The organism is Vibrio sp. La 4.2.2, from assembly GCF_027586995.1.
GTDB lineage: Bacteria > Pseudomonadota > Gammaproteobacteria > Enterobacterales > Vibrionaceae > Vibrio > Vibrio mediterranei.
This window is the reverse complement of sequence record NZ_JAPPTJ010000007.1, coordinates 223,697-249,905: the sequence shown is the minus strand read 5'-3', so window position 1 is coordinate 249,905 and position 26,209 is coordinate 223,697. Positions and strand designations below refer to the sequence as shown.

The 26,209-nt window shown below is 43.6% G+C and carries 20 protein-coding genes; 9 read left to right on the top strand and 11 right to left on the bottom strand.

The window, feature by feature from the left end; all coding sequences use genetic code 11:
- Positions 1-55 precede the first annotated feature (55 nt).
- Positions 56-1,477 (bottom strand): DUF2867 domain-containing protein, encoded by a 1,422-nt coding sequence (locus OH456_RS17795; protein ID WP_270033981.1) that lies wholly within the window; start codon positions 1,475-1,477, stop codon positions 56-58.
- 266 nt (positions 1,478-1,743) lie between these two features.
- On the opposite strand from OH456_RS17795, the gene OH456_RS17790 reads away from it, so the two are divergent.
- The 7 genes from OH456_RS17790 (at position 1,744) to fabV (ending at position 12,223) form a co-directional block, all read left to right on the top strand.
- On the top strand, positions 1,744-2,415 hold the full coding sequence (locus tag OH456_RS17790; protein ID WP_006074745.1) for an ABC transporter ATP-binding protein: 672 nt from the start codon (positions 1,744-1,746) through the stop codon (positions 2,413-2,415).
- Positions 2,396-4,849 (top strand): ABC transporter permease, encoded by a 2,454-nt coding sequence (locus OH456_RS17785; RefSeq protein WP_006074744.1) that lies wholly within the window; start codon positions 2,396-2,398, stop codon positions 4,847-4,849. The genes OH456_RS17790 and OH456_RS17785 overlap by 20 nt, the downstream gene beginning before the upstream one ends.
- Positions 4,850-5,965, top strand: coding sequence for a lipocalin-like domain-containing protein (locus tag OH456_RS17780; protein WP_006074743.1), 1,116 nt, complete (start codon positions 4,850-4,852; stop codon positions 5,963-5,965). It begins immediately after the preceding gene.
- A 309-nt stretch (positions 5,966-6,274) separates the two neighbouring features.
- The gene (gene nhaA / locus OH456_RS17775; RefSeq protein WP_006074742.1) at positions 6,275-7,444 is read left to right on the top strand and encodes a Na+/H+ antiporter NhaA; all 1,170 of its coding nucleotides are present in this window, start codon (positions 6,275-6,277) and stop codon (positions 7,442-7,444) included.
- Between the two features lie 391 nt (positions 7,445-7,835).
- Positions 7,836-8,471 carry a TetR/AcrR family transcriptional regulator gene (locus OH456_RS17770; RefSeq protein WP_081411584.1) on the top strand — a complete coding sequence of 212 codons (636 nt, stop codon included), beginning with the start codon at positions 7,836-7,838 and terminating at the stop codon, positions 8,469-8,471.
- Positions 8,472-8,550: 79 nt separating this feature from the next.
- Positions 8,551-10,833: an acyl-CoA dehydrogenase gene (locus OH456_RS17765; protein ID WP_270033980.1), complete on the top strand. Its 2,283-nt coding sequence runs from the start codon at positions 8,551-8,553 to the stop codon at positions 10,831-10,833.
- Between the two features lie 187 nt (positions 10,834-11,020).
- Positions 11,021-12,223, top strand: coding sequence for an enoyl-ACP reductase FabV (gene fabV / locus OH456_RS17760; protein ID WP_006074739.1), 1,203 nt, complete (start codon positions 11,021-11,023; stop codon positions 12,221-12,223).
- A gap of 115 nt (positions 12,224-12,338) precedes the next feature.
- Here the strand turns inward: fabV and OH456_RS17755 are convergent, their stop codons facing one another.
- Together OH456_RS17755 and OH456_RS17750 are read right to left on the bottom strand one after the other, a co-directional pair.
- Positions 12,339-14,021 (bottom strand): aspartate:alanine antiporter, encoded by a 1,683-nt coding sequence (locus tag OH456_RS17755; protein WP_006074738.1) that lies wholly within the window; start codon positions 14,019-14,021, stop codon positions 12,339-12,341.
- A gap of 254 nt (positions 14,022-14,275) precedes the next feature.
- Entirely contained in the window at positions 14,276-14,542 is a 267-nt protein-coding gene (locus OH456_RS17750) for a GrxA family glutaredoxin (protein WP_006074737.1), read from the bottom strand.
- 409 nt (positions 14,543-14,951) lie between these two features.
- On the opposite strand from OH456_RS17750, the gene OH456_RS17745 reads away from it, so the two are divergent.
- Positions 14,952-16,178, top strand: a complete 1,227-nt coding sequence (locus OH456_RS17745) for an iron-containing alcohol dehydrogenase (RefSeq protein WP_006074736.1) — start codon at positions 14,952-14,954, stop codon at positions 16,176-16,178.
- Between the two features lie 52 nt (positions 16,179-16,230).
- Here the strand turns inward: OH456_RS17745 and OH456_RS17740 are convergent, their stop codons facing one another.
- The 5 genes from OH456_RS17740 to OH456_RS17720 all read right to left on the bottom strand — a co-directional run bounded on the left by OH456_RS17740 (position 16,231) and on the right by OH456_RS17720 (position 21,788).
- Complete coding sequence (locus OH456_RS17740) at positions 16,231-17,085, bottom strand: MurR/RpiR family transcriptional regulator (protein WP_006074735.1); 855 nt, start codon at positions 17,083-17,085, stop codon at positions 16,231-16,233.
- 335 nt (positions 17,086-17,420) lie between these two features.
- Positions 17,421-19,073: a pyridoxal-dependent aspartate 1-decarboxylase PanP gene (gene panP, locus OH456_RS17735; RefSeq protein ID WP_198557925.1), complete on the bottom strand. Its 1,653-nt coding sequence runs from the start codon at positions 19,071-19,073 to the stop codon at positions 17,421-17,423.
- 184 nt (positions 19,074-19,257) lie between these two features.
- On the bottom strand, positions 19,258-19,770 hold the full coding sequence (locus tag OH456_RS17730) for a hypothetical protein (protein WP_006074733.1): 513 nt from the start codon (positions 19,768-19,770) through the stop codon (positions 19,258-19,260).
- 98 nt (positions 19,771-19,868) lie between these two features.
- Positions 19,869-20,774, bottom strand: a complete 906-nt coding sequence (locus OH456_RS17725; protein ID WP_270033979.1) for a lysine exporter LysO family protein — start codon at positions 20,772-20,774, stop codon at positions 19,869-19,871.
- Positions 20,775-20,864: 90 nt separating this feature from the next.
- Complete coding sequence (locus OH456_RS17720; protein ID WP_006074731.1) at positions 20,865-21,788, bottom strand: HDOD domain-containing protein; 924 nt, start codon at positions 21,786-21,788, stop codon at positions 20,865-20,867.
- Positions 21,789-22,162: 374 nt separating this feature from the next.
- On the opposite strand from OH456_RS17720, the gene OH456_RS17715 reads away from it, so the two are divergent.
- The gene (locus OH456_RS17715) at positions 22,163-22,753 is read left to right on the top strand and encodes a TfoX/Sxy family DNA transformation protein (RefSeq protein ID WP_006074730.1); all 591 of its coding nucleotides are present in this window, start codon (positions 22,163-22,165) and stop codon (positions 22,751-22,753) included.
- A gap of 52 nt (positions 22,754-22,805) precedes the next feature.
- On the opposite strand, the gene OH456_RS17710 is transcribed toward OH456_RS17715, so the two are convergent.
- The 3 genes from OH456_RS17710 to OH456_RS17700 all read right to left on the bottom strand — a co-directional run bounded on the left by OH456_RS17710 (position 22,806) and on the right by OH456_RS17700 (position 26,123).
- Positions 22,806-23,351 (bottom strand): hypothetical protein, encoded by a 546-nt coding sequence (locus OH456_RS17710; RefSeq protein WP_006074729.1) that lies wholly within the window; start codon positions 23,349-23,351, stop codon positions 22,806-22,808.
- A 310-nt stretch (positions 23,352-23,661) separates the two neighbouring features.
- Positions 23,662-24,159 (bottom strand): response regulator, encoded by a 498-nt coding sequence (locus OH456_RS17705; RefSeq protein WP_006074728.1) that lies wholly within the window; start codon positions 24,157-24,159, stop codon positions 23,662-23,664.
- Between the two features lie 11 nt (positions 24,160-24,170).
- Positions 24,171-26,123 carry an ATP-binding protein gene (locus OH456_RS17700; RefSeq protein ID WP_270033978.1) on the bottom strand — a complete coding sequence of 651 codons (1,953 nt, stop codon included), beginning with the start codon at positions 26,121-26,123 and terminating at the stop codon, positions 24,171-24,173.
- Positions 26,124-26,209 lie beyond the last annotated feature (86 nt).

Sequence of the window (26,209 nt, the reverse complement as noted above, 5' to 3'; positions counted from 1 at the left end):
AGTGGTATGAGAGCATAATTGTCGCAAAGCATAGAGGTTGAAGTATTTGTAACGACTAGGCTTTGCGACAGATCGCCCTTACCATTCCTTTAAAAATGAACAAGTGTGCAGGCATCATTGCAAACCAATAAAGCAGCCCTTTGAATCCTTGCGGGTGCCACCACGCAGTCACGTTGATTTCTCTTTTGTCGCCATGATCAGTAATGGTGAATTCCAGTCGCCCCAGTCCAGGGCCTTTCATTCCGAACAATAGTGACAGAAAATGCGGCTTGTCACATCGAATGACTTTCCATGAATCGATAAAGTCACCCACTTTTAATTCTGGTCCTTCAGGTGAGCGCCTTATTGGTCTTCCTGCACCAAACAGTACATCTAACCATTCTCGAGTGCGCCACAGTGTGTTAGCAAAGAAATAGCCTTCTTTCGGACTGCCGATTTGTTTGACGACCTCCCAAAGCTGCTCAGTGGATTTATCAGTGAAATAGCTGGCCCCAGTCTTCTTTGGGTAATAGCCAAATCCTGCTTGCCATCGCGTTAATGCCGCAGGGTCGTAGCCCCAAACATTGCTACGAACAAAGGTACCTTCTTTTTCTATGGTCTCTGAGACTGAGTCAGAGTAGGAAACCATATCTTGTGGGTAACGAGCTCTGATTGCTTGAGAATCGGCGATAAAGTCATGCTCTAGCCCCGCCAATAGTGCTTTGCCAATGCTTGAAGGAACCGAAGTTACAACGCCGAGCCAGTATGAGGCGAGTTTAGGTGTAAGAAATCGCGTTGACCAGAGTCGTAGTGGTTTGTTTATTTTGCTGCAAATAACGGCGAACTGCTCGCGGTAAGACAAGGTATCGGGGCCACCAACCTCATAAATAATTGAATCGGGTGATGTCTCTTTAGCCAGTTCTACTAGGTAATAATTGAGGTTTTGTAAAGCAATAGGATTCGCTTTGGAGTCCACCCATTTGGGGGCGATTAAGATAGGTAGGTTATAGACGAAATCCCTCATGATTTCGTAAGCGGCAGAGCCGGGGCCTATAATAACACCTGCACGCAGTTCGGTAATTGGCACTTTACTGGTACGAAGAAGCTTGCCGGTTGCTTTTCTGGCTGCAAGGTGCTCGGAATTACCAGTTTGAGGTTGAATTGCGCTGAGATAGATGACGTGTTCAACATGACTAATATCGAGCGCATCTTTGAAGTTTTGAGCAAGAGAGAGCTCGTAGTCCAAAAAGTCATGGCCATGAGCCATACCATGTACCAAGAAATAAACGATATCGAACTTAGGAATGAGTGCCATTGTGGCTTCTCGATTAGCGAGATCAAGATACTCAAACTTAAGCATCGAGTGGGGGACGACACGGCTTTTTAGGTAGTCTATTTGACGAGCCGCTGCTGTTACTTCGTAGCCTTGGTCCAGTAGGATAGGAATGAGCTGAGAACCGACATAACCCGACGCCCCTAATACCAATACGCGCTTCATATTCCGTTATCTCTCTTAATTGTTATCTCTATAAAATTTAACACATTTTTCTAGTTTATCTTCATTTGTTTACAATACATGATGGCTGATTAGGGTGTTTTCACGCGTATATGTTCCAAATTCCAATTCTTTTAAAAAACGATATCTTGAATCGAAATTGAGCTAAACCGACTCAATGTAGGGGCTTTATGGCCAAATTTGCTTCCTAGAACTGCAAATTTAGTGTAGATTCACACTCCAAATTTACCAGTGATTGAAGAGATTGAATGCTTAAGTTGTCAGACCTTTGTAAAGGCTATATTGACGGTGGAGAATTCCATCCTGTATTGCAAAGTGCAGAGCTAACACTGTCGCAAGGTGAACAACTGGCATTGATGGGTGAAAGTGGCTCGGGTAAGAGTACACTACTTAACTTAATCGCTGGCATCGATAAGGTCGATTCTGGGGAAATCTGGTACCCCGATTTTGCTATGCATGACGCAAAAGAAAGTCTTAGAACGGCTTATCGAAGAAATAACATTGGTCATATCTTTCAGCAGTTCAATTTGCTACCAACTCTTAATATTGCTGACAATATTCGATTCTGCAGACAGATTAAAGGACTGCCAGAAGATCGAGGGCTTTGGCGTCAGATTTTATCCGCTTTAGATTTAATGGCGTTGCTTGGTCGTTATCCAGAAGAGCTTTCTGGGGGGCAACAGCAGCGTGCGGCTATTGCTCGCGCGCTCTATATGGAGCCAAAAATCCTGCTAGCCGATGAGCCAACGGGTAGCTTGGATGAGCGTAACGCTGAAGCGGTAATGCGACTTCTTACTTCACTCACAAGACATCTAGAGTGTACCTTGCTTGTCGTCACCCACAGTGAAAAAGTCGCTTCTCACATGGACGGTTCTATCCGCCTTCAAGGGGGGCAACTTCATGTTATGGCCCGTAGTTAAAGCACTACTTGGCCATTATCGTCGCCACCCGCTACAAATACTTCTCGTCTGGCTTGGTTTAACGCTTGGTGTATCGTTATTAGTTGGCGTTACGGCTATAAACCACCACGCTAAACAGGCTTACGCAAGCGGTGAAAAACTTTTCGCTAATCCCGTTCCATACCGCATTCGCCCTAAGCACGCAGAAACCAAAATTCCGCAAGGCTTCTATATCCAACTGCGCCGCGAAGGGTTCAAACAATGTGTTCCTTTTGATATCCAAAAAGTAACTACAGTCGATGGTTTGGAACTTAACCTAGTTGGTGTAGATCCAATTTCTTTATTGCAGCTGCGTAATGTCGTCACTATTGGCGATATCGCATCGCAAGATATGATAAAAGTCCCGACGACAATTATTGTGAGTCATGATCTTGCCGAGCTTAAGGGTTGGCAAAATGGTGATACGTTGACGCTCAATAATGGGATTCAGTTAGGCCCTATCAAGATTGATTCTAAGAAAGGTATTCGCGGCACGCGTATCTTAGCGGATATGTCTTTAGTCCGTGCGATGAAAAAATCGTCTGGGTTGTCTGTCATTGCGTGTGGTGAGATGAGTGCAGCCAAACTTGAGAATCTTCGTAAGATGATTCCAAATGGTATGACGTTATCACGCAGCTCACAATCAGAACTGGAGTCGCTCACTAAAGCATTCCATACCAACTTGTCTGCGATGAGTATGCTGTCTTTCGTTGTTGGCCTGTTTATCTTCTATCAAGCGATGTCGTTGTCTTTAGCTCAGCGTCAGCCTTTGGTTGGTAGTCTGCGCCAAGTCGGTGTCTCGGGGTGGCAGTTGACTCAAGCCTTGTGTCTTGAACTGGCGGCTTTAGTGTTCTTAAGCTGGCTTGGTGGCAACCTGTTTGGTTTAGCATTGGCAAATCAGTTGATTCCAGCAGTCTCACAGAGCTTGAATGATCTTTATGATGCGAACATTGGTTTGAGCATTGAGTGGAGCTGGCAATGGAGCCTTTATAGCTTCTTATTAGCGTTCACTGGTGCTGTGGTCTCGTGTGGCTGGCCGTTAGTCAGACTTTTGAAATCTCAACCTATTCGACTTTCTGCTCGTCTATCGTTAATGCGATTTACCGGAGCAGAGTTTACATGGCAAGCGTTTGTAGCATGTGGATTTTGTGTGGCTGCAGTCGCTATTTATCAAGCACCTAAGTCGCAGAACTCAGGTTATGCCATCATTGTTTTGATGTTGCTAAGTGTTGCATTGATTACGCCGTTTATTACTTGGAAAATCTTCACGTTATTCTCGTACTCTCTCCGCTGGGTAAAAGTCCGTTGGTTCTTTGCGGATGCAGCTGCCAGTATGAGCTACCGCGGTGTTGCCAATATGGCTTTCATGTTAGCTATGGCTGCTAATATGGGGGTTGAGACTATGGTTGGTAGTTTTAGAGATACTACTGACCGATGGTTAACCCAAAGGCTTGCGGCCGATATTTACGTCTATCCAACCAATAATAATGCAGTTCGCATGAGTAAATGGTTGGAAGCTCAACCCGAAGTTGATCGCGTCTGGTGGCGCTGGGAAGAGGAGATCCCGACAGATCATGGCATGATGCAAGTGGTTAGTACGGGTGACTCAGAAGGTGAACGCGACGCGTTAACTGTTAAAATTGCTGTTCCTAACTATTGGTATAATCTTCACCACTCTCGCAGTGTCATGATCAGCGAATCTATGGCACTTAAGTTGGATATTCGTCCGGGCGATTATGTCGATTTAGGTCCGCCACTGGGTGGGAACTGGCACGTGATTGGTGTCTACTATGATTACGGAAACCCTTATCATCAAGTATTGTTATCGCAAAATCGTTGGCTAGCCAACTTAGAAGGTTCTGGTGATGTGGCGTTAGGAGCGGTACTGAATGATAAGTCTCAATCGTTGTTTGTCGAAAGACGCCTGCAATCGACATTTAGGTTAAACAGTGAACGGATTTACGACAACACGTCTATTCACGCTAAAGCGATGACGACCTTTGATCGTACTTTTGCGATTGCAGACACCCTGGGCAATATCACCTTGGTGATTGCCGTGTTTGGTATCTTCTTTGCAACAATAGCAGGGGAAATATCTAGACAACGTCATACCTCCTTGCTGCGCTGTCTGGGTATTTCCGCAAAAGAGCTGGTGTTAATGGGTGGCTTACAGTTGCTGGTGTTTGGGCTTATCTCTGCCATTATTGCTATGCCGCTTGGTATTGCACTGGCGCAACTGATTGTGGATATTGTGATCAAGCAGTCGTTCGGTTGGTCTTTACAACTGCAGATTGTCCCATGGCAGTATCTCACCACATGTTTGTGGTCTCTGTTGGCCTTGGTAGTTGCAGGAGCGCTACCAGTGCTGAAGTTGATACGTAATACACCGATTCATTCGTTAAGGGATGCGTTATAGATGAATCGTATGCAGAAGCTTATTTTCTCATGCTTGCTGGTAGTGGTGGTCGCTAGCACTTCAATTTGGCTAACGGAATCACGCGAGTCAAAGCCCAGTGTGACTAAAGCGACCTATATCAATACTGTATTTGGTTCTCCAGGTCGTAAGGTTTTTGAACCTGTTTTACCCGACCGAGAGGTTGAGTTACCAAGAGACTTCCGTTTTCATCCTGAATTCCAACATGAATGGTGGCAAATGGTGGTGCAGCTGAAAGACGAATCCGGTCAGGCATACTGGCTAAGATGGCGCTTTTTTCGCTATGCCAGCGATGACCGTATTGCAACGGGTTGGCAAGATCCACAGATCTACATCGCAAATTTAGTGATGAATAGCCATTTAGGAATGTTTACCGATCAGCGCATCGCTCGTGGTGGTATCGGTCAGGCGGGAGGTCTTAGCCGTCCATTTCGCGTTTGGATTGATGAGTGGTCTTGGCGTTCTCTGTCTAATCAGCCACTGCCTGGGAATCTGCGCTTATCCAGCGATAACTTCAGTGTGAATCTTCAGTTAAAACAAACCGGGCCATATGCTCTTATTGGCGAAAATGGCTACCACGCCAAACATGATCTACTCCCTCGCGCATCTTATACTTTTGAATCGCCGTTTGTTGCATCAACAGGAGAGTTGACCCTATCAGATGGTAAGGTGCTGAAAGTGACAGGCCGCGCTTGGTTAAGTAAAGAGTGGGGTAGTGAGCTTGTTGGTGCAAATTATGTCGGCGAAGATAACTTTCTTCTTTGGCTGAGTGATACTGAAGCGCTACAGGTGAGCCAATATCGTTACAAAGACAATATGCCCTATACCACGGCTGCTTTGATTGATATTAAAGGTAACATCATTAACATCCCATCGGAGGACATCATACTTAAGGCACTCAACTATACGGAATTTGCGTCAGGAACTCGTGTGCCTCTATCCTGGAATCTACAAATCCCCAGCCAAAATATCGACTTGGTTATTAATGCTCGTAAGCGAGATAACTGGGTGAATTTCGTCGTACCACAATGGCAAGGGTCAGTTACGGCCAAAGGTTCAGATTCTGCCATTGGCTTTATGCAACTTAGTGGTTATTAGGTAAGAAAAACCTTTTTGTTGTTATATAGTTACAAGTAACAATCTGTTACTAATTCTCTTCTGCCTTCAACTCTCAAATGATATTGACTACAGCTAAGTGATTGAATTTATCAATGACTAGCTGCTCATCTATGCACTATACTTCTATCTAACACGGCCATTACTTGTGAGGATATCTCGAACGGTTTAGTTTTATATTTCGGAAATTCCTTATTATAAACTCCGTAGAATCGATTTTTTCTGAAAATTAACTAGATATACAATTTTTAACATTCTGACAAGATGAATAACTATTAAGGGCTTTACAACATGAATGACGTCATTCGTAATTTTTTCAAGATGGAGTCAGCTGGAGGTATCATCCTCGTTATCGCTGCTGCGATCGCTATGTTCGTCGCAAACTCTCCATTGAACGAAATGTATCAAGGCGTGCTTCATACCTACGTGTTTGGTCTGTCTATCTCACACTGGATCAACGATGGTTTGATGGCGATCTTCTTCTTCCTGATCGGTTTGGAAGTAAAACGTGAGCTACTCGAAGGTGCATTGAAGTCTAGAGAGACTGCTATTTTCCCTGCGATTGCAGCGGTCGGTGGCATGTTAGCTCCGGCACTTATTTATGTACTGTTTAACATGGGTGATCCTGAAGCTATGAGTGGCTGGGCGATCCCAGCAGCAACGGATATCGCGTTTGCTTTAGGTATTATGGCGTTGTTGGGTAAGCGTGTCCCTGTAGCTCTGAAAGTATTCCTACTTGCACTTGCTATCATTGATGACTTAGGCGTTATCGTTATTATTGCGTTGTTTTATAGCAGCGATCTGTCTACGTTGGCGTTAACTATTGGCTTCATAATGACCGCCGTGTTGTTCATGTTGAACGCGAAGAAGGTGACAAGCATACCTGTTTACCTCTTGGTTGGTGCGGTTCTTTGGGTGAGTGTATTGGCCTCTGGAGTGCACGCAACCTTAGCTGGTGTGGTATTAGGCTTTGCTATTCCTCTTAAAGGTAATGAAGGTGAAAAGTCACCGCTGAAACATATAGAACATGCGCTTCATCCATACGTCGCATTCTTGATTCTACCTATCTTCGCGTTTGCCAATGCAGGCATTTCGTTGGAAGGCGTATCAATGTCGGGTCTAACGTCGATGTTGCCACTTGGTATTGCACTAGGTCTCTTGGTTGGTAAACCACTAGGTATCTTCAGCTTTAGTTGGTTAGCAGTGAAACTTGGTGTGGCAAAACTGCCTGATGGTGTGGACTTTAAGCAGGTGTTTGCGGTGTCTGTTTTGTGTGGTATTGGCTTCACCATGTCGATTTTCATATCATCTCTGGCGTTTACTGGAGTGAGCCCCGAGTTTGATACATACGCTAGATTGGGCATTTTGATGGGCTCAACAACAGCAGCTGTTCTTGGCTACATATTGCTTAACTTCTCGCTTCCTAAAGAAGAGGCGCCAGAACCGAAGGTTCAATACTAACTGCCAGAAACCATGATTACACAAACCCAGCTTAGGCTGGGTTTTTTTATGTTTGAAAAACGGATAAAAAAAGCCCAAACCAATGTTGGTTTGGGCGGATACAAAAAATAGGAGTTAATAAGAAAAAGCAGCATATGTCATCAACAATAACAATGGAAATCAGTGTCATGTCGGTAAAACAAGTCATTGTTGATAACACTTAAATAGACCCGATAACGATGAGTTAGTTCATTAAAAAAACACGTTTTTTTGAGAAAGTTTTCAAAATTTAATGAAAACAGGTAGTTATAAACCTTATCCGACCAGTCTTGCGTATTTATTAAAAAGTTTGATGTTAATCACTTGTTATCTTGCTGTTGCGAGAGTATATTCAAACATGTGTTTGATACGGATGATTGAAATGACCAATAGAGTAACTACCAAGGATAAGATTCTCGATGTCGCAGAGATACTGTTCGCTGAGCATGGATTCAACGATACCTCTCTACGAACTATCACTAGCAAGGCTAACGTGAATTTAGCCTCCGTGAACTATCATTTTGGCGATAAAAAAACTCTGGTTCGAGCAGTACTTAATCGTTATCTAGAAGCGTTTATGCCAGCTGTAGAAGCGGCGCTCTACGAACTGAATGAGCGTGAGCACTACACAATGGCCGATGTATTTGGTGCGCTGAAGTCACCTTTGCTTAGCTTGAACCAAGTGAAGCCGGGAGGAGCGAGCAGATTCATGTCGCTAGTTGGACGTGGCTATACTGATGTTCAAGGCCACTTGCGCTGGTTTATCACTACTCGGTACACCGAAGCGCTAGCGATGTTCACTCAATCTGTGATGAAAGCGAATCCAAAGTTAGATGCAGAAACCCTGTTTTGGCGTTTGCACCTAACACTGGGTACATGCGTATTCACTATGGCATCGAGTCAAGCATTATCAGAAATTGCTTTGAGTTCCTTTGATAAAGAAGTAGACGCAGAAGCAATCATCAACCAAATAATTCCCTATCTCGCTGCAGGTGTAGCGGCGGAATAATGACTACCAAGCTAAAACCTTAATCAAACTAATAACCCAAATAATAACAAGAAATAATCTGAACAAAAGGATAGGTATCATGAGCTCTCTGAGAAGAAAATGGATAAGTGACCCTGCATTCAAAATGTTTAAGAAGGTATTGCCACCACTATCGGCAACCGAGAAAGAAGCAATGGAAGCAGGGAGCGTATGGTGGGATGGAGAGTTATTCTCTGGAACGCCTAACTTTAAAACACTGCACCAATACCCTAAGCCGACGCTGTCAGCAGCAGAGCAGTCCTTTATGGACAATGAGCTTGAAACACTGCTAGAGATGCTAGATGACAACAAAATCGTGAAAGAAGACCGCGATTTACCGAAAGAAGTATGGGAATACTTGCGTAAAGAGCGTTTCTTTTCTCTCATTATCTCTAAAAAGTTTGGCGGTAGAGAGTTTTCGCCACTAGCGAACTCTACCATTGTAACTAAAATTGCGACTCGCAGTATTAGTGCTGCCGTATCGGTTATGGTTCCAAACTCACTAGGCCCGGGTGAGCTTCTGTCTCACTACGGAACGCAAGAGCAGAAAGATTATTGGTTGCCACGCTTGGCTGACGGTACTGATATCCCATGTTTCGCATTGACGGGCCCTGAAGCGGGTTCTGACGCTGGCGGTATCCCAGATAAAGGTATCGTGTGTTATGGCGAGCATGAAGGCAAAGAAGTATTAGGGATTCGCCTTAATTGGAATAAGCGTTATATCACGCTTGCACCAGTTGCGACTGTGTTAGGTCTCGCTTTCAAATTGCACGATCCCGACAAACTTATGGGTGACAAAGAAGATATCGGTATCACTTGTGCACTGATTCCAGCAGACCATAAAGGTGTTGAGATCGGTGAGCGTCATGACCCATTGCATTTGGCATTCATGAACGGTCCGACACGTGGTAAAGATGTATTTATCCCAATGGATTGGCTGATTGGTGGTCAAGAGTATGCTGGTCGTGGATGGAGAATGTTGGTTGAATGTCTGTCCGCAGGTCGAGGTATCTCACTCCCAGCACTAGGTACCGCTATTGGACACCTAACAACACGAACAACGGGTGCTTACGCTTATGTTCGTAAACAGTTTGGTATGTCTATCGGTAAGTTTGAGGGTGTAGCAGAAGCTATGGGCCGTATTGGTGGCTTAACCTACCTACTTGAAGCGACTCGAACATTAACGACTACCTCGCTGGATATGGGGGAAAAACCAGGAATCGTTACAGCGATTGCCAAATACCATATGACTGAGATGGCACGTACTATTCTCAATGACTCTATGGATATTCACGCTGGACGTGCCATCCAAGATGGTCCTATGAATTACCTTGCTTCGAGCTATTTGGGTATCCCGGTAGCGATAACAGTAGAAGGTGCAAACATCCTCACTCGTAACTTGATGATCTTTGGTCAGGGCGCAACACGTTGTCATCCATATGTCCTTAAAGAGATGGAAGCAGCAGCCAACCCAGATGAGAAACAGGCTGCTGAGGACTTTGATAAGCTACTGTTCAAACATATCGGTCATGCAACTAAAAACACCTTGGGTGCCTTTACTGCAGCATTAACAGGTTCTGCATTTGTCGGTGCTCATATGAGTGGTCCAACGAAACGCTACTACAAAGACCTAACTCGCCTAAGTAAAGCCTTAGCAGTGAGTGCAGACTTTGCCATGTTGACACTGGGTGGTGATCTGAAACGTAAAGAGATGATCTCAGCACGTTTAGGTGACGGTCTTGCTTACCTGTTCATGGCTTCTGCGGCGCTGAAGAAGTATGAAGATGATGGTCGTCAACAAGCTGACTTGGATTACGTTCATTACTCGGTTCAACATTGTTTCTACCATGCAGCGAAGTCACTGAACGAAGCTTACCGCAACTTCCCAGCACGATGGGCAGGGGTGACTTTGAAAGGTCTATTATTCCCGATTGGTAACCATTTTGAGAAACCATCAGACGATCTAGGGTTGAAACTAGCAAAAAGTATGATGGTACCGGGTGCGCATCGTGATCGCCTGACTCACCTATGTTACATCGGGCCAAAAGAGGACGATAATGTCGGTCTTATGGAAAACGCCTTTATCGCGATGTACAACATTCGTGACCTAGAGAAAAAGCTGTTTGTTGGTGTGAAAGAAGGCAAAGTGGCGAAGAAAGGTCTATTGGAAGATCGATTGAATCAAGCACTTGAAGCTAATGTTCTGACTGAAGAAGAAGTCGCTAGAATTCGTGAAGCGGATGCTCTTCGCTACAAAGCGATTCAAGTTGACCACTTTAGCCATGACATGTCTGAAGTAAGAACGCACTCAGAGTCCAAACCAAAGTTGAATAGTGTTGCCTAACTTGGACAGAAACTATTCTTGTTAATAGCAAAAAGCGCCTTTTTATAGGGCGCTTTTTTTATAGAAATCGAGGATTAGGCGCCGAAAGTGCTCCAACCACTTAGAAAATTCAAGGAAATTGACAGAAATAAGATGCGAACTGGGATTGAAACTCTTATCCTACTAGGGATTTTTTGAGGAACTGAATATGATCATCAAACCAAGAATTCGTGGATTTATTTGTACTACTACTCACCCAGTAGGTTGTGAAGCAAACGTAAAAGAACAAATCGCTTATACCAAAGCTCAAGGACCAATTGCAAACGCGCCAAAGCGTGTACTTGTTGTTGGTTCTTCTAGTGGTTATGGCCTGTCTTCTCGTATCGCTGCGGCATTCGGTGGTGGTGCGGCGACAATCGGCGTATTTTTCGAAAAACCAGGTACAGAACGTAAGCCTGGTACAGCAGGTTTCTATAACTCTGCTGCTTTTGACAAGCTAGCAAAAGAAGAAGGCTTGTACTCGAAGAGCATCAACGGTGATGCTTTCTCTAACGAAGCAAAACAAAAAGTTATTGATTTAATCAAAGAAGATCTTGGTCAAATCGACATGGTGGTTTACTCATTGGCTTCTCCAGTACGTAAGCTTCCAGAAACGGGTGAGCTGATTCGTTCATCGCTAAAACCAATTGGTGAGACTTACACTTCGACAGCAGTAGACACAAACTCAGACACAATCATTGAAGCAAGTGTTGAGCCAGCGACAGAACAAGAGATTGAAGATACTGTTACTGTCATGGGCGGCCAAGATTGGGAGCTATGGATTAACGCGCTATCAGATGCTGGTGTACTTGCAGACGGTTGTAAGACGGTTGCGTATTCATACATTGGTACTGAGCTGACATGGCCTATCTATTGGGAAGGAGCACTAGGTAAAGCAAAAATGGACCTAGATCGTGCCGCTACCGAGCTTAACGATAAGTTGGCTAAAACTGGTGGTAGTGCCAATGTAGCGGTTCTTAAGTCTGTTGTGACTCAAGCAAGTTCGGCGATTCCTGTTATGCCTCTTTATATCGCAATGGTATTTAAGAAGATGCGTGAAGAGGGTATCCACGAAGGCTGTATGGAGCAGATCTTCCGTATGTTCTCTCAGCGTCTTTACAAAGCTGACGGTAGCGCTGCAGAGGTCGATGAAAAGAATCGTCTACGTCTAGATGACTGGGAACTGCGTGATGATATCCAGAAGCACTGTGCAGAACTTTGGCCACAAATCACAACTGAAAATCTGAAAGAGCTAACTGACTACGTTGAGTACAAAGAAGAGTTCTTGAAGCTATTTGGTTTCGGTGTTGACGGTGTGGACTATGATGCAGATGTATCACCACTTGTAGAGTTTGATGTTATCGACCTATAATTGAGACATTAGCTGATAATGAAAAGGGGCGCTTTATGCGCCCCTTTGCTATTTGCTGTATATAGAAATAACAGTTTTGATAGAACCGTTGCCCTAGAGCTTTCGTTATAAAAGACTAGGACAAAATGATAAGTATGGTACCTGCTAGTGTCATTAGTATATTAGCAATAGCATAGGTGCCCGCATAACCAAGTGCCGGTATAGTTGAACGTGCGTGTTCATTAACAACATCCATAGCCGGTGCGCAAGTTCGTGCACCCACAATCGCACCTATCAACAACGCCCGGTTCATTTTCAGAATGTACGCTCCAACAAGGTAAGCTAAAACAACAGGCACAACGCTAACTAAGAAAGCTATCGCTATGACCTGAGGACCGACTTGAGTTAAGTGCTCAAACATCTTGCCGCCTGCACTCAAGCCAATACCAACCATAAAGAACATCAAGCCAAGATCTTTGACCATGTTCAAGGCTCCCTGAGGAACATAACCAAAAGTAGGGTGGTTGGCTCTTAAGAAACCGAGCGTGATCCCTGCAAGCAAAAGACCTACAGCGTTACCTAGACCAAACGAAACTTGTCCAAAAGTCATGGTAATCAAACCAAACATAATGCCAAGAATAAAGAAGCTACAAAACGCGAGCAGGTCGGCCATTTGACTGTGGATCGAAATGAAACCAATTTTCTCTGCAAGGCCATGTACACGACTCTTTTCACCACTGACTTGAAGAATATCCCCTTTTGCCAGCACGATATTGGCGTCCATTGGCATTTCAATTTGCGCTCGAACGACTCGGTTGAGGAAACAGCCATACTCGGAAAGGTTTAGGCTCGATAAGCTCTTTCCTGCAATGTTGTCACTTTTTACTACGATCTCTTCTTCAACGATTCGCAGGTCGAGCAAGTTGCGGTCGAATACTTCTTTACCGTTGCGGAAGCTTGGGTCTAGACGAGCGTGACTATCAGGGAAGCCAACCAAGGCAATCTCATCGCCTTCTTGTAAAATAGCATCGCCATCTGGGTGCGCCAAGATGCCATTGCGGCGAATTCGCTCGATATAACAGCCTGTTTGGCGATAAATACCAAGCTCTCTCAAGTTTTTCCCGTCCGTCCAGTCGATTAGCTCTTGTCCGACACGGTAAGCACGAATAATAGGCAGATAGACTTTTCTCTGGCCTGAGCCGCCCAACCCTCGTTCTTGCGCGATTTGCTGTGCAGAGTCATGCAGGTTTTGCTTTTGCAACTTAGGCAGTAACTTGGCAAGCATGATCATACTGATAAGGCCGATCAGGTAAGCCATTGCATAACCTACAGAAAGGTTCTCTATGACCAAAGAGAAGTCCATTCCACGCGGAATCGTCGCAAGCCCTGAATTTAAGGCGTCTTGAGCACCTACTAACACTGGTGTAGCGGTCAAAGCACCGGCCATCACACCCGCGGAAAGACCGTAATCAAGTCCCAAGTAGTGGCTAGCAAAATAGGTCACTGTCAATGCGGTGACCAACACAACAAGACTGAGAATTAAATAATGTTTTCCGTCACGGAAAAAGATGCCAAAGAAGTTGGGACCAGCTTCAATACCCACACAGTAGATAAATAGCATAAAGCCGATGGTTAAGGCTTCCGCATTAAAACTGAAACCTAAATGTCCCATGACGAGAGAGGCAATTAAAACACCAATAGAGTTGCCGAGTTGAAGATTACCAAAGCGAATTTTGCCAAAAGCAAGGCCAATCGCTAAAGCGACAAAGATGAGAAGAATCGGGTTTTGATCTAGCAAATTTACTACGTCGATATTCACTGTATGTAGCTGCTCGAAGAGGCTTAAGTTGAGATTAATAAAGTGTGGCGATTGTAGCCGAAATAATCAAAAAGATAAGTGATTTTTTTTATGTTTTACTATTAGATTACGTATTTCTATCCTAATCCAGACAAAGCCTGACAATCGATGACAGTCTTGATGAAAACGGATGCAGCTCGCAAATAAAAAAGCCAGCTTATATCAGCTGGCTATTGAGACTCTTTTTTCAACTATACTATTGATAGTGCAGACGATTATTCGTCAAAAAGGCCAAGATTTTCTTTAGCGTAGGCTTCGAATTCAGTACAGCCGCCAATGTGCTCTTGGTCAATGAAGATTTGAGGTACTGTTTCAACAGGTTTACCTACAGTTTTCTCTAAATCTGCTTTTGAGATACCTTCTGCATGGATATCAACGTAACGGTAGTTAAAATCGTCACGTTTTTCTTTTAGCTTTTCAGCGTGCTCTTTTGCACGAACACAGAATGGACAACCAGGGCGACCAAAAATCACTACGAACATTGACTTTCTCCTTGAAGATTAAACTTTTTCTGAGCATCTAAAGAGACCAAGTCTCAGCTCTTTCATATTGTTGGAAACCACTATGCCTCAAGATGAAAAGGAAATAAAGTGGCAAATCCCACTTGCTCTAATAGGTGAAAACTATCAGAGCATAATTTACTCAGTTAGATGCAAAGTTGAACATAACGGAGTGTGATTTATGGCAAAGTTGTCGATATAAAATAGAGCAAAAACTAAGTAGCTTGGTTTAAATCAAGTTTTTGCAGCAAAGGAAACTGCATGCTTATCGAAGCTTTTCTTTTCTATGTTTGCACTACCAATAAGACTCACACTTAGAGTATTTGTATTGCTAGTTTCATAGGCAATGGTTTGATTAGTGAGTCGAATGGTATACCTAAAGGATATTGGTATGTTTCAGTTCATGACGTCTAGTCGTATTATCTTCGGAGAGGGCGCGCTTCAATCTTCCCTCTCAATCATCAATCAGTTTGGATACAGTGTGTTGCTGGTAACAGGGCAGGAGCGTCAAAGAGCCGACCCTGTGATTCATTATCTTCACAGCCAAAACATGCGTTATCAGCATGTCGCCATTCGTGGCGAGCCTAACATTACCATGGTCGAGGAAACGGCGATCATGGGTAGGCGTTTTAAGCCTGACATGGTGGTTGCTATTGGTGGTGGCAGTGTTTTAGATATGGGTAAGGCACTTGCTGCGATCATTCCCAATCAGGGTGATGTCTACGACTATGTTGAAGTTGTGGGTCGAAATGTGCCATTAAAAACCAAACCTATTCCCATGATCGCAATTCCAACTACAGCCAGTACCGGAGCTGAAGTGACCAAAAATGCGGTACTTAAATCTGGACAAGATAAGGTTAAAGTGAGTTTACGGAATCCGGATATGTTGCCTGATGTGGCGATTGTCGACCCTGTTCTAACCTACGGTACCGATGCTTACACTTCGGGGCGGGGTGCAATGGATGCATTTACTCACTTAATGGAAGCGTACGTTTGTGGTGAACCCAACCCATTGACTGATATGGTTTGTGAAGAAGGTTTGAGACGCCTCAGTTATTCCATTATCTCAGGTTGCAAACAAGATAATCCCAAATCACGTGCGGATCTGTCCTTTGCCGCGATGCTCGGCGGGATGGCGATAACTAATGCCAAATTGGGGGCTGCTCATGGCCTTGCCTCAGCGCTTGGTGGCAAAATTACCGCGCCACATAGCGTGATTACCGCACGACTTGCTCCACATGTTATGACTGAGAACATTAAAGCAGCGAAAAGAGCAGGACGCAGTGACGTGTTGAATCGATACCGTAATATGGCGCAAATTCTTACTGGACGAACCAATGCCAGTATTGAAGACAGCGTGCTTTGGGTGAATATGATACTCGAAAGGCTTGAACTGCCGCTACTATCGGAGTTTGGCGTTTGTAATACGTCTTTCGAGCAGGTTGCTGCTGATGCAATGAAGTCAGTAGCTATTAAAGGCAACCCTATACCATTAACTGAAGACAGACTTATTTTTATTCTGAATCAAGTGTGTCAATGTCAGTGCGATGGTCATCCGCAAACCCATGAGGACTCAAACCAAGTAGAGATTCGCAATAATCCAGTCGAGACAGATTAACGAGCAATAAAAAAGAGGCCATTGGCCTCTTTTTTTAACGGATTTTCTATGACTAGTAGTTAGGCATTTTGTTGTAGCGAGAATCTTTTAATGCTTCTTTCACGCGTTTTAGGTTGTCTCTGAAGCCAGAGCCACGACGCAATGTAAAGCCTGTCGCTAAGACATCGATGATGGTCATCTGTACCACACGGCTAGCCATCGGCATGTAAACGTCAGTGTCTTCTGGTACGTCAACAGTAATAGATAGTGAACTGGCCTTATCTAACGGCGAGTCTTTCGCGGTAACGGCAATAACTGTTGCACCGTTCTCCCTAGCAAGGTGAGCAATTTCAACTTGGCTCTTAGTACGACCTGTGTGAGAAATCAGTACGATAACATCGTTGTCTGAACAGTTGATGCAGCTCATACGTTGCATTACTACGTCTTCGTAACAAGAGATCGGAATGTTGAAACGGATAAACTTGTTTTGAGCATCTCGAGCAACCGATGAGGAAGCACCTAGACCAAAGAAAGAGATTCGCTTTGCTTGAGTCAGCAAGTCAACCGCACGATTGATTTGCATCGGGTCTAGGCTGTTCTTAGCAACGTCCAAGCATGCCATTGTCGACTCAAAAATCTTGTGAGTATAGGCATCCGGACCGTCGTCTTCTTCGACGTTACGGTTCACATAAGGTGTACCATTCGCCAAACTTTGTGCGAGGTGCAGTTTAAAGTCTGGGAAACCTTTGGTGTCTAAACGACGGCAGAAGCGGTTAACAGTTGGCTCACTAACATCCGCCATCTTAGCGAGTGTCGCGATACTTGAGTGTATGGCAGTCTGGGGGGATGCCATAATAACTTCAGCAACCTTACGTTCAGATTTGCTGAAGTTCTCTAAATTTTTTTGGACTTTCTCTAGTGTATTCATAGTGTTCACAGGGTAAAGAGAACAACTTGCTGGCGATTCTATTAGTGAAGAGCAAAAAGTAATTTCGCAAATCTCAATCTAACATTGAGTTCTTATAGTACGTTAGAAATACGCCAACTCCATGTCCTCAGTATAAACGAAGCAGCATACGAGCTGTAATAAAAGCTCACATGAAATCTTTAGAATATGACAGGCATCAAACAAAAAAATGGAAGAAAAAAACAATTGAAGAAAAAACAGCCAGAAATCGCCAGTTTCTAGCTCGTTTTTACCGTATTACTCCCACAAAACAGAAAGAAATTTTCATAACTGCGAGAATGAAATTGATTTCACTTTTAGTCTTTTGTACGAAGGATCTCGTGAGAGACTTGATCAAGTCTTGCCATTAAGTTAGGCACCGTTTTAGCAATATCTCTTTGTTCTTCAAGTACTGAACTTAACACATCCGTTGTAGTTAAAGGGTTGGCTAGTACTACTCTAAACACAATAGTGTCGCGCAGTGTCCATTGAATTGGATTAAGTTGTGTGCGAGATACAAAGGAGAGCCCAGTTTCTCGCTGTTTTTTCTGAATGACTTTGGTCAGTTCATTTAGCAAGTTATGGATCTCGGTTGTCTGCTCGGTTGAAGCACTAGCCAGTGCATTACGGACATATTTTGGAACGTAGCGATAGGTCAGGAGACACAATTCTGGTTCGCTTACGAGCTCGAAATCGTCTTGTTGTTTAATGAGGTCAGCAAAGTAACGAGCTTTCTCTATGCTTTGATTGATCAACAGCTCATAACCTGGACGGCTAATTATATGCATTGCGGCATACACGAGCATTGCCATGCCTGAGCGTGAACCTTCTAGAGTGTGACTGCCCAAGTCTTTCGACCCTTTACGCAAAATATACTGAGCGTGGTGTTCGATGCTCTTCATGGCATCTGGTTGCTTGAACAACACCATACCCGCACCCATAGGGATATAAAGCTGCTTATGCGCATCAATTGTCACTGAATCCGCCAGTTCCACACCATCTAGTAGATAGCGATATTTAGCCGACATCAAAGTAGCGCCGCCCCATGCCGCATCAACGTGAAAGTGACAAGACTCTTGTTGGCAGATTTGAGCGATTTCTCTTAATGGATCAACGTTACCTGTTTCGGTTGTCCCGGCAACGCCAATGACCGCAAAAGGTTTGATCTTATCTTCTTTGAGCTGAGCAAATTTGGCTTTTAGATCTTCAGGGCAGATTCGGTTAGAACTATCCGTTTTAACTGCGACCAGACCTTGTTGACCAATTCCAAGGACGTCGGCAGCTTTTTTTAGAGAATAATGCCCACGTTCAGAGACAAGCACGGCTAGACCTTCATAACCGTAATGCTTCATTGCCTTAAACAACCCTTCTTTTTCCACGCCAAGGAAATCACCTTGCGCTTTTAAAGCGTTGTTGCGTGCCACCCAAAGTGCGGTGATATTGGCAATGGTGCCTCCCGAGCAAAATGCACCAAGAGAATGGTTAGCACTGTGCATCCATCGACTATAGAAAGGGTCGGACTCACCATAAATCAGTTTATGGAGCATACCCAGAACTTGGCGTTCTAGAGGCGTGAATGCTTTGGAGGTTTCAATCTTTACCAAGTTCTGATTTAGCGCGATCATAATTTTCGACAACGGCATCAAGAAATAAGGCAAGGCCGAGGTCATATGACCAATAAAACTTGGTGAAGAGGTGTGTACCGAGTGCGATACTAACGTATCAAGAAGGTGTTCAGTATGGTCCGAAACAAACGCTGGTTGTTCTGGAATAACAGCACTAGAAAAGTCCTTTTCAATTTCATGTAAAGGCTTTTCTTCTGCCACTATATGTTCGCGCAAAAACTGGTTTAAGTTCTTGGACAATCCTTCTTCGATTTGGGTCAGAGTTGAATCTGGTCCTTCAGGGATAGTGAAGATTCGAAGAAGGCTTTCGAAGCTGACATCAGCAATTTTCTGCTCAGATACCATACCGTGATCTACTATTATTCCGTTACTGCAAGCGGCACAATCTAAACCAATTAGCGGTGAAAGTCTCGCAAAAATTGGAATGGGAACTTAATTTTCATGGGGTTGCGTGCGAAGCATTGTGTGAATGGTCAAATAAAATGCAAAAAGCTGGCAGTTTGCCAGCTTTTTATATGTCGTTAATCCACTATTTACACTCGGTTTTTTCTACCTTCTGGATAGCCGAGTTGTATTTATTAAGTGCGGTGTCGATCTTCTTTGGGTGGCTGAGTAAATCAGCAAACGCGCTACGCAGATCGTAGTTCTGTTCATGAGGTTTAGCTTGACGATCAGCGAAGCTCTTAGCAGCAGCTTTACCTAACATGTCGTTACGCTGTGCTAGCGCTTTTACATCTTGTTGCTCTAGTTGTAGCCAACTTTCGATTGAGCGCTCGGTTGCCACTTTGGTTGGTTCGTTCTTTAAGTAGTAATGAACGGCTTCGCGATTAAGTTCAAAATGGTTTTTACGACCATCTAGAAACCATTGTCCAACGCTTTCAAGTTCTGGATATTGCTGGGTCGTTAATTGAACGAGATCATCATACCATTGGATAGATGCATCGATATAAGCATCGTATTTCTTCTCTAAGCATTGCGTGTCAGCTGAAAATGAGGAAAAAGAAGTTCCGACGAGCATTGCTGCGATAAGCCATTTTTTCATTATATTGTCCTTTGAATTGGGCTAACTAAATTATTAATACGTCTTTATTGTTGTTTTGATAGCGAAGCATATCTGAAAAATCGCTGTTTTCCTGCGATCTAACCAGCAAGTGATACAAAAAATAACATCATCACTGGTACCAATAGACTCAAAATAAAACCACTAACGATGGCGACTGGGACGCATCTTACGCCACCAGTGCTTTGAATGACGGGTAGGGTAAAGTCCATCGCAGTTGCTCCTGCATAACCTATGGCGGTACAGGGTTTTCTGGTGATTAACAATGGGATAAAGACAAGTGCAACCAGCTCTCTTAACAGTTCAATCATAAAAGATGCGCCACCGTAAACTGGTCCAAATGCATCGCCCATTAGAATTCCTGCTAGTGAATACCACCCAAATCCTGACGCCATAGCAAGACCTTTGTAGACAGAGATATCAAGTACCATTGCAGCAATTGCACCACCTATGAGAGAACTCACGACAATAATGAGTGCGATCGCCATGCCTTGCTTATTTACCAGAATCTGTTTTAGCGTGAGTCCGCTGTTTCTTAATTGAATACCGATAAAAAATAGTAGAGCGAGCAGAATCCACTCACTGGCAGTTTCTACCCAGCCTAAACCTATTGGCAACAATAGGCCGGCTACTAGGCCTGAACCGACCACTAATATAAGCTTTAGTGATTCTAACGCCATGGCTGAAAGGGGTAGGTTACTTGTCAGATTTTCGGTCTTTAGTGGCAGAATACGGTCGACCAGGGGTAAAGACAGCAAATTGCAGGCACCGATTGACACAAAGAACACCAATGTCATGGTAACAATGGTCTTGAGGTTGCTTCCAAAGTTATCTAATGCGGCTAGGCTCAGTCCCATTAGGAACAAGATGATGTAAATCAGCCATGAGGTCGCTTTATTTAACGTCTCAAGCAATGATTTATTATTAATAGAAATAAAATAACCGATGACTAGCGGTGTAAAAATATACAGCATCCCTGAAAACATTGACGCGACGATCCTTCGTTATTATTAGCGTATGCGGTATTGTGAGAGGTTTACTTCACAAAAACAAGAGTGAGATAGGAGATTGCTCTCCTACATTCCTGCTGAGCGGATAATTTCTGATGTCTTGGTTTTGAATTCCTGATCAGACATCGTCGTTAACTTATACAGCACTTCTGCACCATCTACGTTTATTTCAACTTCATGTTCTTCTAATGCTTCGTGATCTTGCTTTCGATACAACAACACGTGATTGGCGATTCGTGCGATATCGAGATAAGACACTTCCGGTCGCTCTAGAGACTTAGGTTGATTCGACGCCACTTCGATAAAGTCATTGTCGAAGCCCCAAGTTTTTAATACTTGCTCACTGGTAATAGGGCAGCGCGAGTGGAATATTTGCATCGCGAGGTTAGAGTCAAGGTAGTTGCCTTTCTCTAAATAGAGGTGATACTCGTTGACTAGGCAGAACAGTCCAATGTCTGCTAGGAAGCCAACAAGTAACGCTTTTTCTTGCTCAAGATATTGATAGGTTGTCGGCGCTTGATCTTGGAAAGCTTGGGTGACCATCACCATGGTCGCAGCGAGCTCTCTTGATACTGCTGCACTTTGTACCAAAACATCCTTACATTCCTCAGTCAGATTGACGGAGTGCTTAAGAAGTTCTATTGATTGGGCAGTCACAATATCTCTGACACGAAGGATACCTAAGCGAGAGACCGCGGTATTAAGGTCCTTACAGGTCACATTGCCACGATTAAAGATGACAGAGTTGGCGACTTTGAGCACGATGGCTGCTAGTCCAGGATCTTCTAACAGGCAATTTGCGATGTCCGAAATCCCGGTGGACTCTAAGGAGCACAGTTTTTGAATCTTGAGAACAACTTCGGAAATTGGAGGAAGAGATATTTTTCCGGTATTAATTGATTGTTCTACGAGCTCAGCAAATTCGGTTTCTAAGCTCTCTATAAATAATTGTTGGTTGTCTGGTAGCCAGTAAAAAGATAAGTGGTTCATAAGATTTCGACAGCTGGAGATAGAAGGTCAGTTTACCTGTCAGGCTTTACAATTGACAATAACCTAAATGCCAAAATGTAGTCTTAGGTCAATTGTTTGACGTTTGAAACACCATTCAATTAGAAAATTGTTAATGAAATCGGTTGTATAATAGGAATCATGTGAAGTGACTCGCAAAGCTTTTGCTTTTAAGTCGCACATTTGTGACGTTGAGCCAGACTTATTTTGCATTGTGAACTATTATAATTACACATAAAACAAACAGAGCAGTTACTACTTATCTTGACTGACTCTAAATAATATTTTTTCGCATTTATCCGCTGCTATTTCTGGTGATCGTATTAATCGGGGTAAAAGATTAAGGATCAAAGGAAATGATAGAGCAATCTTTTTACGACTACACAATTCAATTCGGTATCTCTCAAAAGCGCTCCATGTTTGGTGGTACAGGGCTGTTTAAAGACGGTGCTATGTATGCGCTTATCAGTAACGATAGAGTTTTTATTCGTGGTGGCTGTGCTTTAGACGAGACGCTACAAAACCTAAATTGTGAAAAGTTTAGGCATGTTAAAAAGCAATCTACAGCAACCGTTAATTACTATGACATTACGGCGTTGTTTAATGAAAGAGCACCGATGTTAAGTGACTTAGTGCAGCGTTCCATTACTAATTCTGTTGAACAGCAATCGAGCAAAAAGTCTGTAGAAAATAGAAGACTTAGAGACCTACCGAATATGCAGCTCACGCTCGAACGTATGGTGAAGAAGTCCGGCATTGAAGATGTAAAAACATTCTTGGAGTTGGGCGCGCCGCAAGTGTTCAATAAAGTAAAAAGAACCTATGGCAATGATGTGGATGTAAAATTGCTTTGGAAATTTGCAGGGGCGGTTGAGGGAATACACTGGAAGTTGATTCAAGACCCCCGTAAACAGCAACTGTTACAGTACTGCTCAGAAATTGATTAAATAAAAAAGGTCGTGCTTAGCACGACCTTTTTCGATCCGTTCGCTAATAGCCTTAGAATGCAAAGCGAGCAGTAAACATAAGTTGATCACCATAGATATGGTTGATACGGCCTTCTAGGCCTAGTGAGAATAGTTCAGTTGAGTGGAAGCGACCATATACGCTACCCATCCAACGATCTTTATCACCAACGTTCAGGTAACCAGCTTTACCACCAATCTCAAGCTGTGGACCTAACCATTGGCGCACACCTAGGTTAACTTCCATACCTGTGTCTGTTTTGTGATGCTCACCGCTATCGTGGATGTGAGCAAGCATTTCACCAGTAAAGTCCGCCCAGTTATTTACCGGAGCGTGGAAGCCAACACCACCAGAAAAATCGTAATCGCCTTCAAACTTAGAATCAATGCTACCAACGATATGAGCGTTAGGGTGGATTGACTTGCTAATTGCAGCACCGAATGTCATCGGACTTGCACCAATTCGAGCTTCAGCATAATCATAGTTGAAGTTACTCATTGTAGCTCGTGGTTCTTCTTGGTTTGCAAACGCCTGCTGAGAAGTGATTACCATCAGAGCGGCTAATAGAGTTTTGCGCATAGTGTCTCTAAACCTTTTTGTTGAAATTAATTCCTTGCCCATAAGAAGCACGCGCGTCGCATCAAGCTTATGGCGACAATCATTATCGGAGTATGATAATCCAATTTGTGATTGATTCACCAATAAAAAGTGTCTTTAACGAGGGCAAATTCCCAAAAATTTACATTGTCATACAGATTTCAATCAAAACGTCCGCATTCTGTAAGGAATTAGTAACAGAAAACCTGAGAGTAGCCACGCTATAATTCCCACAACTACAGTCTGTTATAAAGTTATAGTTCACAGAATTAGCACTTGGGATAAAACTCGGTCATTCGCCAAAGCTCATTCGATTATCTGATAGGGCCTTAAAAATCCGTTCTGTGTCTAAGATTCGTCCCCAAGGGGCGAGGTTCCTATCGTGTTCTATCACAAAATCAGTAAGTTGCTGTTTAACTACTTCTCTCAGGTGATCGCCTTTCCATGGTTTACTAATGTAGAAATCAAGACAGGCATGATTGACAGCTTCTATTGTATCTTCGTGGCCTGCTTGTCCTGTTAGTAATACCTTACGACAGTGCTTGAACTCTTCATTTTCACTAAGCTCGATAAGGAAGCTGACGCCTGTTTGTTCCGGCATGATGTGATCGCAGAGAATCAATGCCAGTCTTGTACCATCTTTAGCGTGTTCTTGAATCACTTCTCTTGCTTCATCAACTGATTCAGCACCTTCGACAACAAAATGTTCCTCATAATCATCGAGGTCCTGTAGAACACTGTCCAACACTTCTCGCTCATCATCTACACATAGGATTAGGTATTCGCTCATCGTAATACTCCTTATAATTTGTCATCGTTGTCGACAGGGATGAGTACAGACATATTGGTATGAACACCAACTTCAGAGTCGACTTCTATCCAGCCTTTATGTTGGTTCAAAATTTGTTGGCAAACAGAAAGACCGATACCCAGCCCGAAGTTGCCTTCTTTTTTGGTCGTGAAGTTAAGTTCGAATATCGACTCAAGTTGATCGCGAGGAATGCCAGCACCATTGTCGATAAACTGATACATGTTATATAGCGAACCTTCCCGAGCGACGCAGTCAGTCCGAATTGTCAGCTGCCCTTTTTCAGGGAGTGCGTCTAGCGCATTAGAAATAAGGTTGGTCCAAACTTGCTGCAAGGTAATGGGTTTGCAAAGTACCGGTTGGAGCTTTCCATACTCTTTAATGAGAGAGTGCCGTTTTAGTCGGTTCTCAAAAATGACTAACGTATCTTCGATGCCTTCATGTAAGTCGACACATTCGTAAGATTCATTATCTGGTCTCGCATAGCCTTTTAGGCTCTTGACCATGTCGGCAATTCGTTGGGCACACACTTGAATAGAACGCAGAGTGGCCCCGGTTACTTGAAAGTTCTCAAGTTTATCAAGCTCACTCGTTAGCTTATCTGGTGACAGCGTTGCTTGCGCTAAAAGCTGTTCATTACCTTGTAAGTTGAGATTGACCAGTCGTTTGGCTAGTCGGCGCTCTTTGAGCGTCTCTTGAAGCTTTTTAGTTCTTGCTCTTATTTCCGAGGTGGAGAGTGGTGTGGAGTGTCTAGCTTGCTCAAGGACATTCAATCCGAGTTCAAAAGTGGATGGGTCATGGTTTTGCTTAAGTATAGAATCAATTTTCTCTGAAACGGTCTCTGCACCTCTCAAAATCGCAGAAACTGGGTTGTTTAGCTCATGGGCAACACCTGCGACAAGCTGCCCTAACATTGCCATTTTTTCTTGTTCTATGAGCTGTTGATGGGCCGATTCCAATGATTCCAATGTCTTTTGCAACTCGAGTTTAGTATCAATACTACGTTGTAAGCGACGGTTAAAGTGTCTCAGCAACAAGTTAGTGAAGAGTGGCAGTAAGTCGGTATTAGAATGCATTACTTGAGTGAATACCTTTCTATCTAACTTAATAACTTGCGTTGCGGTCAATGTCATAGCGGTTGAGAACGAGCATTCGCCAGTTACAAAAGACATACCGCCGACAATACCGCCTCGACTGTGTCGTACTACTTCACGCTGTTGACCTAACTCATCTTTTTTATACAGTGTCACCTGACCTTCGACGATAAACCACAGAAATTCATTAGGCTGGCCTTCAACGGTTAACAGGTGTTCGGGCGAATACTCTCTTACCGCACGAGTTTCGTCTTTTTCGGCAAAAAATCCCAAAAGAGATTCAATGACTTGGGCGGCGAGTTCTTTGTCTGATAGTTCATGGAAATCGTGAATAAAACTGGCCCGATAGGAGTGCATTTTTTGGTCGATGTGGGCGCGGAGAATCTTCTGTTGATCGAGTACTTTGCCATAATGAAGTAGGTTGTCTTTCTCGTGAGTGATAACGAATTGAGTGAGCTCTTTGACGACCGTTTTGTGTAACTCTTTTTGTTCTAAGGGTAGAGTAAGGCAGTGGTCTAGTCGTCCTTCGTTGACTGCATTTAAAATCGCTTGAACGTCTTGGAAGTTAGTTCGGCTCACCAGTATCTTTCGCGCTGATTGAGCATGAAGAGTTTGTTCTAGCTGAATAAGAAACTCTCCACCATCGAAAAGACGACTATGTCTGGCAATTACCATCGCCAGCTGTTGCCCTTGAGCACCGATATATTGCAACAGTTCGTGTCCTTCACTGATGGACGTCACCAGATGAATATCAAAGTGTGACTGATAGAGAGACAGCTCAGTATCCAGAGTGTCCAAATTAATCAGATCATTGTCTAAACAGAGTACGGCGTATTGATTTCGCTTTGTCATGAACCTGCGCTATTCGATTCTCTCAACAGTAATTTTAATATATCAATAAAAAGCATGGGGTTATGAGAACTAGGTATGAGATTGGA

Coding starts and splice junctions, on each gene's coding strand:
- OH456_RS17795 (WP_270033981.1), bottom strand. CDS start 1,477: ATGAAGCGCGTATTGGTATTAGGGGCGTCGGGTTATGTCGGTTCTCAG.
- OH456_RS17790 (WP_006074745.1), top strand. CDS start 1,744: ATGCTTAAGTTGTCAGACCTTTGTAAAGGCTATATTGACGGTGGAGAA.
- OH456_RS17785 (WP_006074744.1), top strand. CDS start 2,396: ATGTTATGGCCCGTAGTTAAAGCACTACTTGGCCATTATCGTCGCCAC.
- OH456_RS17780 (WP_006074743.1), top strand. CDS start 4,850: ATGAATCGTATGCAGAAGCTTATTTTCTCATGCTTGCTGGTAGTGGTG.
- nhaA (WP_006074742.1), top strand. CDS start 6,275: ATGAATGACGTCATTCGTAATTTTTTCAAGATGGAGTCAGCTGGAGGT.
- OH456_RS17770 (WP_081411584.1), top strand. CDS start 7,836: ATGATTGAAATGACCAATAGAGTAACTACCAAGGATAAGATTCTCGAT.
- OH456_RS17765 (WP_270033980.1), top strand. CDS start 8,551: ATGAGCTCTCTGAGAAGAAAATGGATAAGTGACCCTGCATTCAAAATG.
- fabV (WP_006074739.1), top strand. CDS start 11,021: ATGATCATCAAACCAAGAATTCGTGGATTTATTTGTACTACTACTCAC.
- OH456_RS17750 (WP_006074737.1), bottom strand. CDS start 14,542: ATGTTCGTAGTGATTTTTGGTCGCCCTGGTTGTCCATTCTGTGTTCGT.
- OH456_RS17745 (WP_006074736.1), top strand. CDS start 14,952: ATGTTTCAGTTCATGACGTCTAGTCGTATTATCTTCGGAGAGGGCGCG.
- OH456_RS17740 (WP_006074735.1), bottom strand. CDS start 17,085: ATGAATACACTAGAGAAAGTCCAAAAAAATTTAGAGAACTTCAGCAAA.
- panP (WP_198557925.1), bottom strand. CDS start 19,073: ATGGTATCTGAGCAGAAAATTGCTGATGTCAGCTTCGAAAGCCTTCTT.
- OH456_RS17730 (WP_006074733.1), bottom strand. CDS start 19,770: ATGAAAAAATGGCTTATCGCAGCAATGCTCGTCGGAACTTCTTTTTCC.
- OH456_RS17725 (WP_270033979.1), bottom strand. CDS start 20,774: ATGTTTTCAGGGATGCTGTATATTTTTACACCGCTAGTCATCGGTTAT.
- OH456_RS17720 (WP_006074731.1), bottom strand. CDS start 21,788: ATGAACCACTTATCTTTTTACTGGCTACCAGACAACCAACAATTATTT.
- OH456_RS17715 (WP_006074730.1), top strand. CDS start 22,163: ATGATAGAGCAATCTTTTTACGACTACACAATTCAATTCGGTATCTCT.
- OH456_RS17710 (WP_006074729.1), bottom strand. CDS start 23,351: ATGCGCAAAACTCTATTAGCCGCTCTGATGGTAATCACTTCTCAGCAG.
- OH456_RS17705 (WP_006074728.1), bottom strand. CDS start 24,159: ATGAGCGAATACCTAATCCTATGTGTAGATGATGAGCGAGAAGTGTTG.
- OH456_RS17700 (WP_270033978.1), bottom strand. CDS start 26,123: ATGACAAAGCGAAATCAATACGCCGTACTCTGTTTAGACAATGATCTG.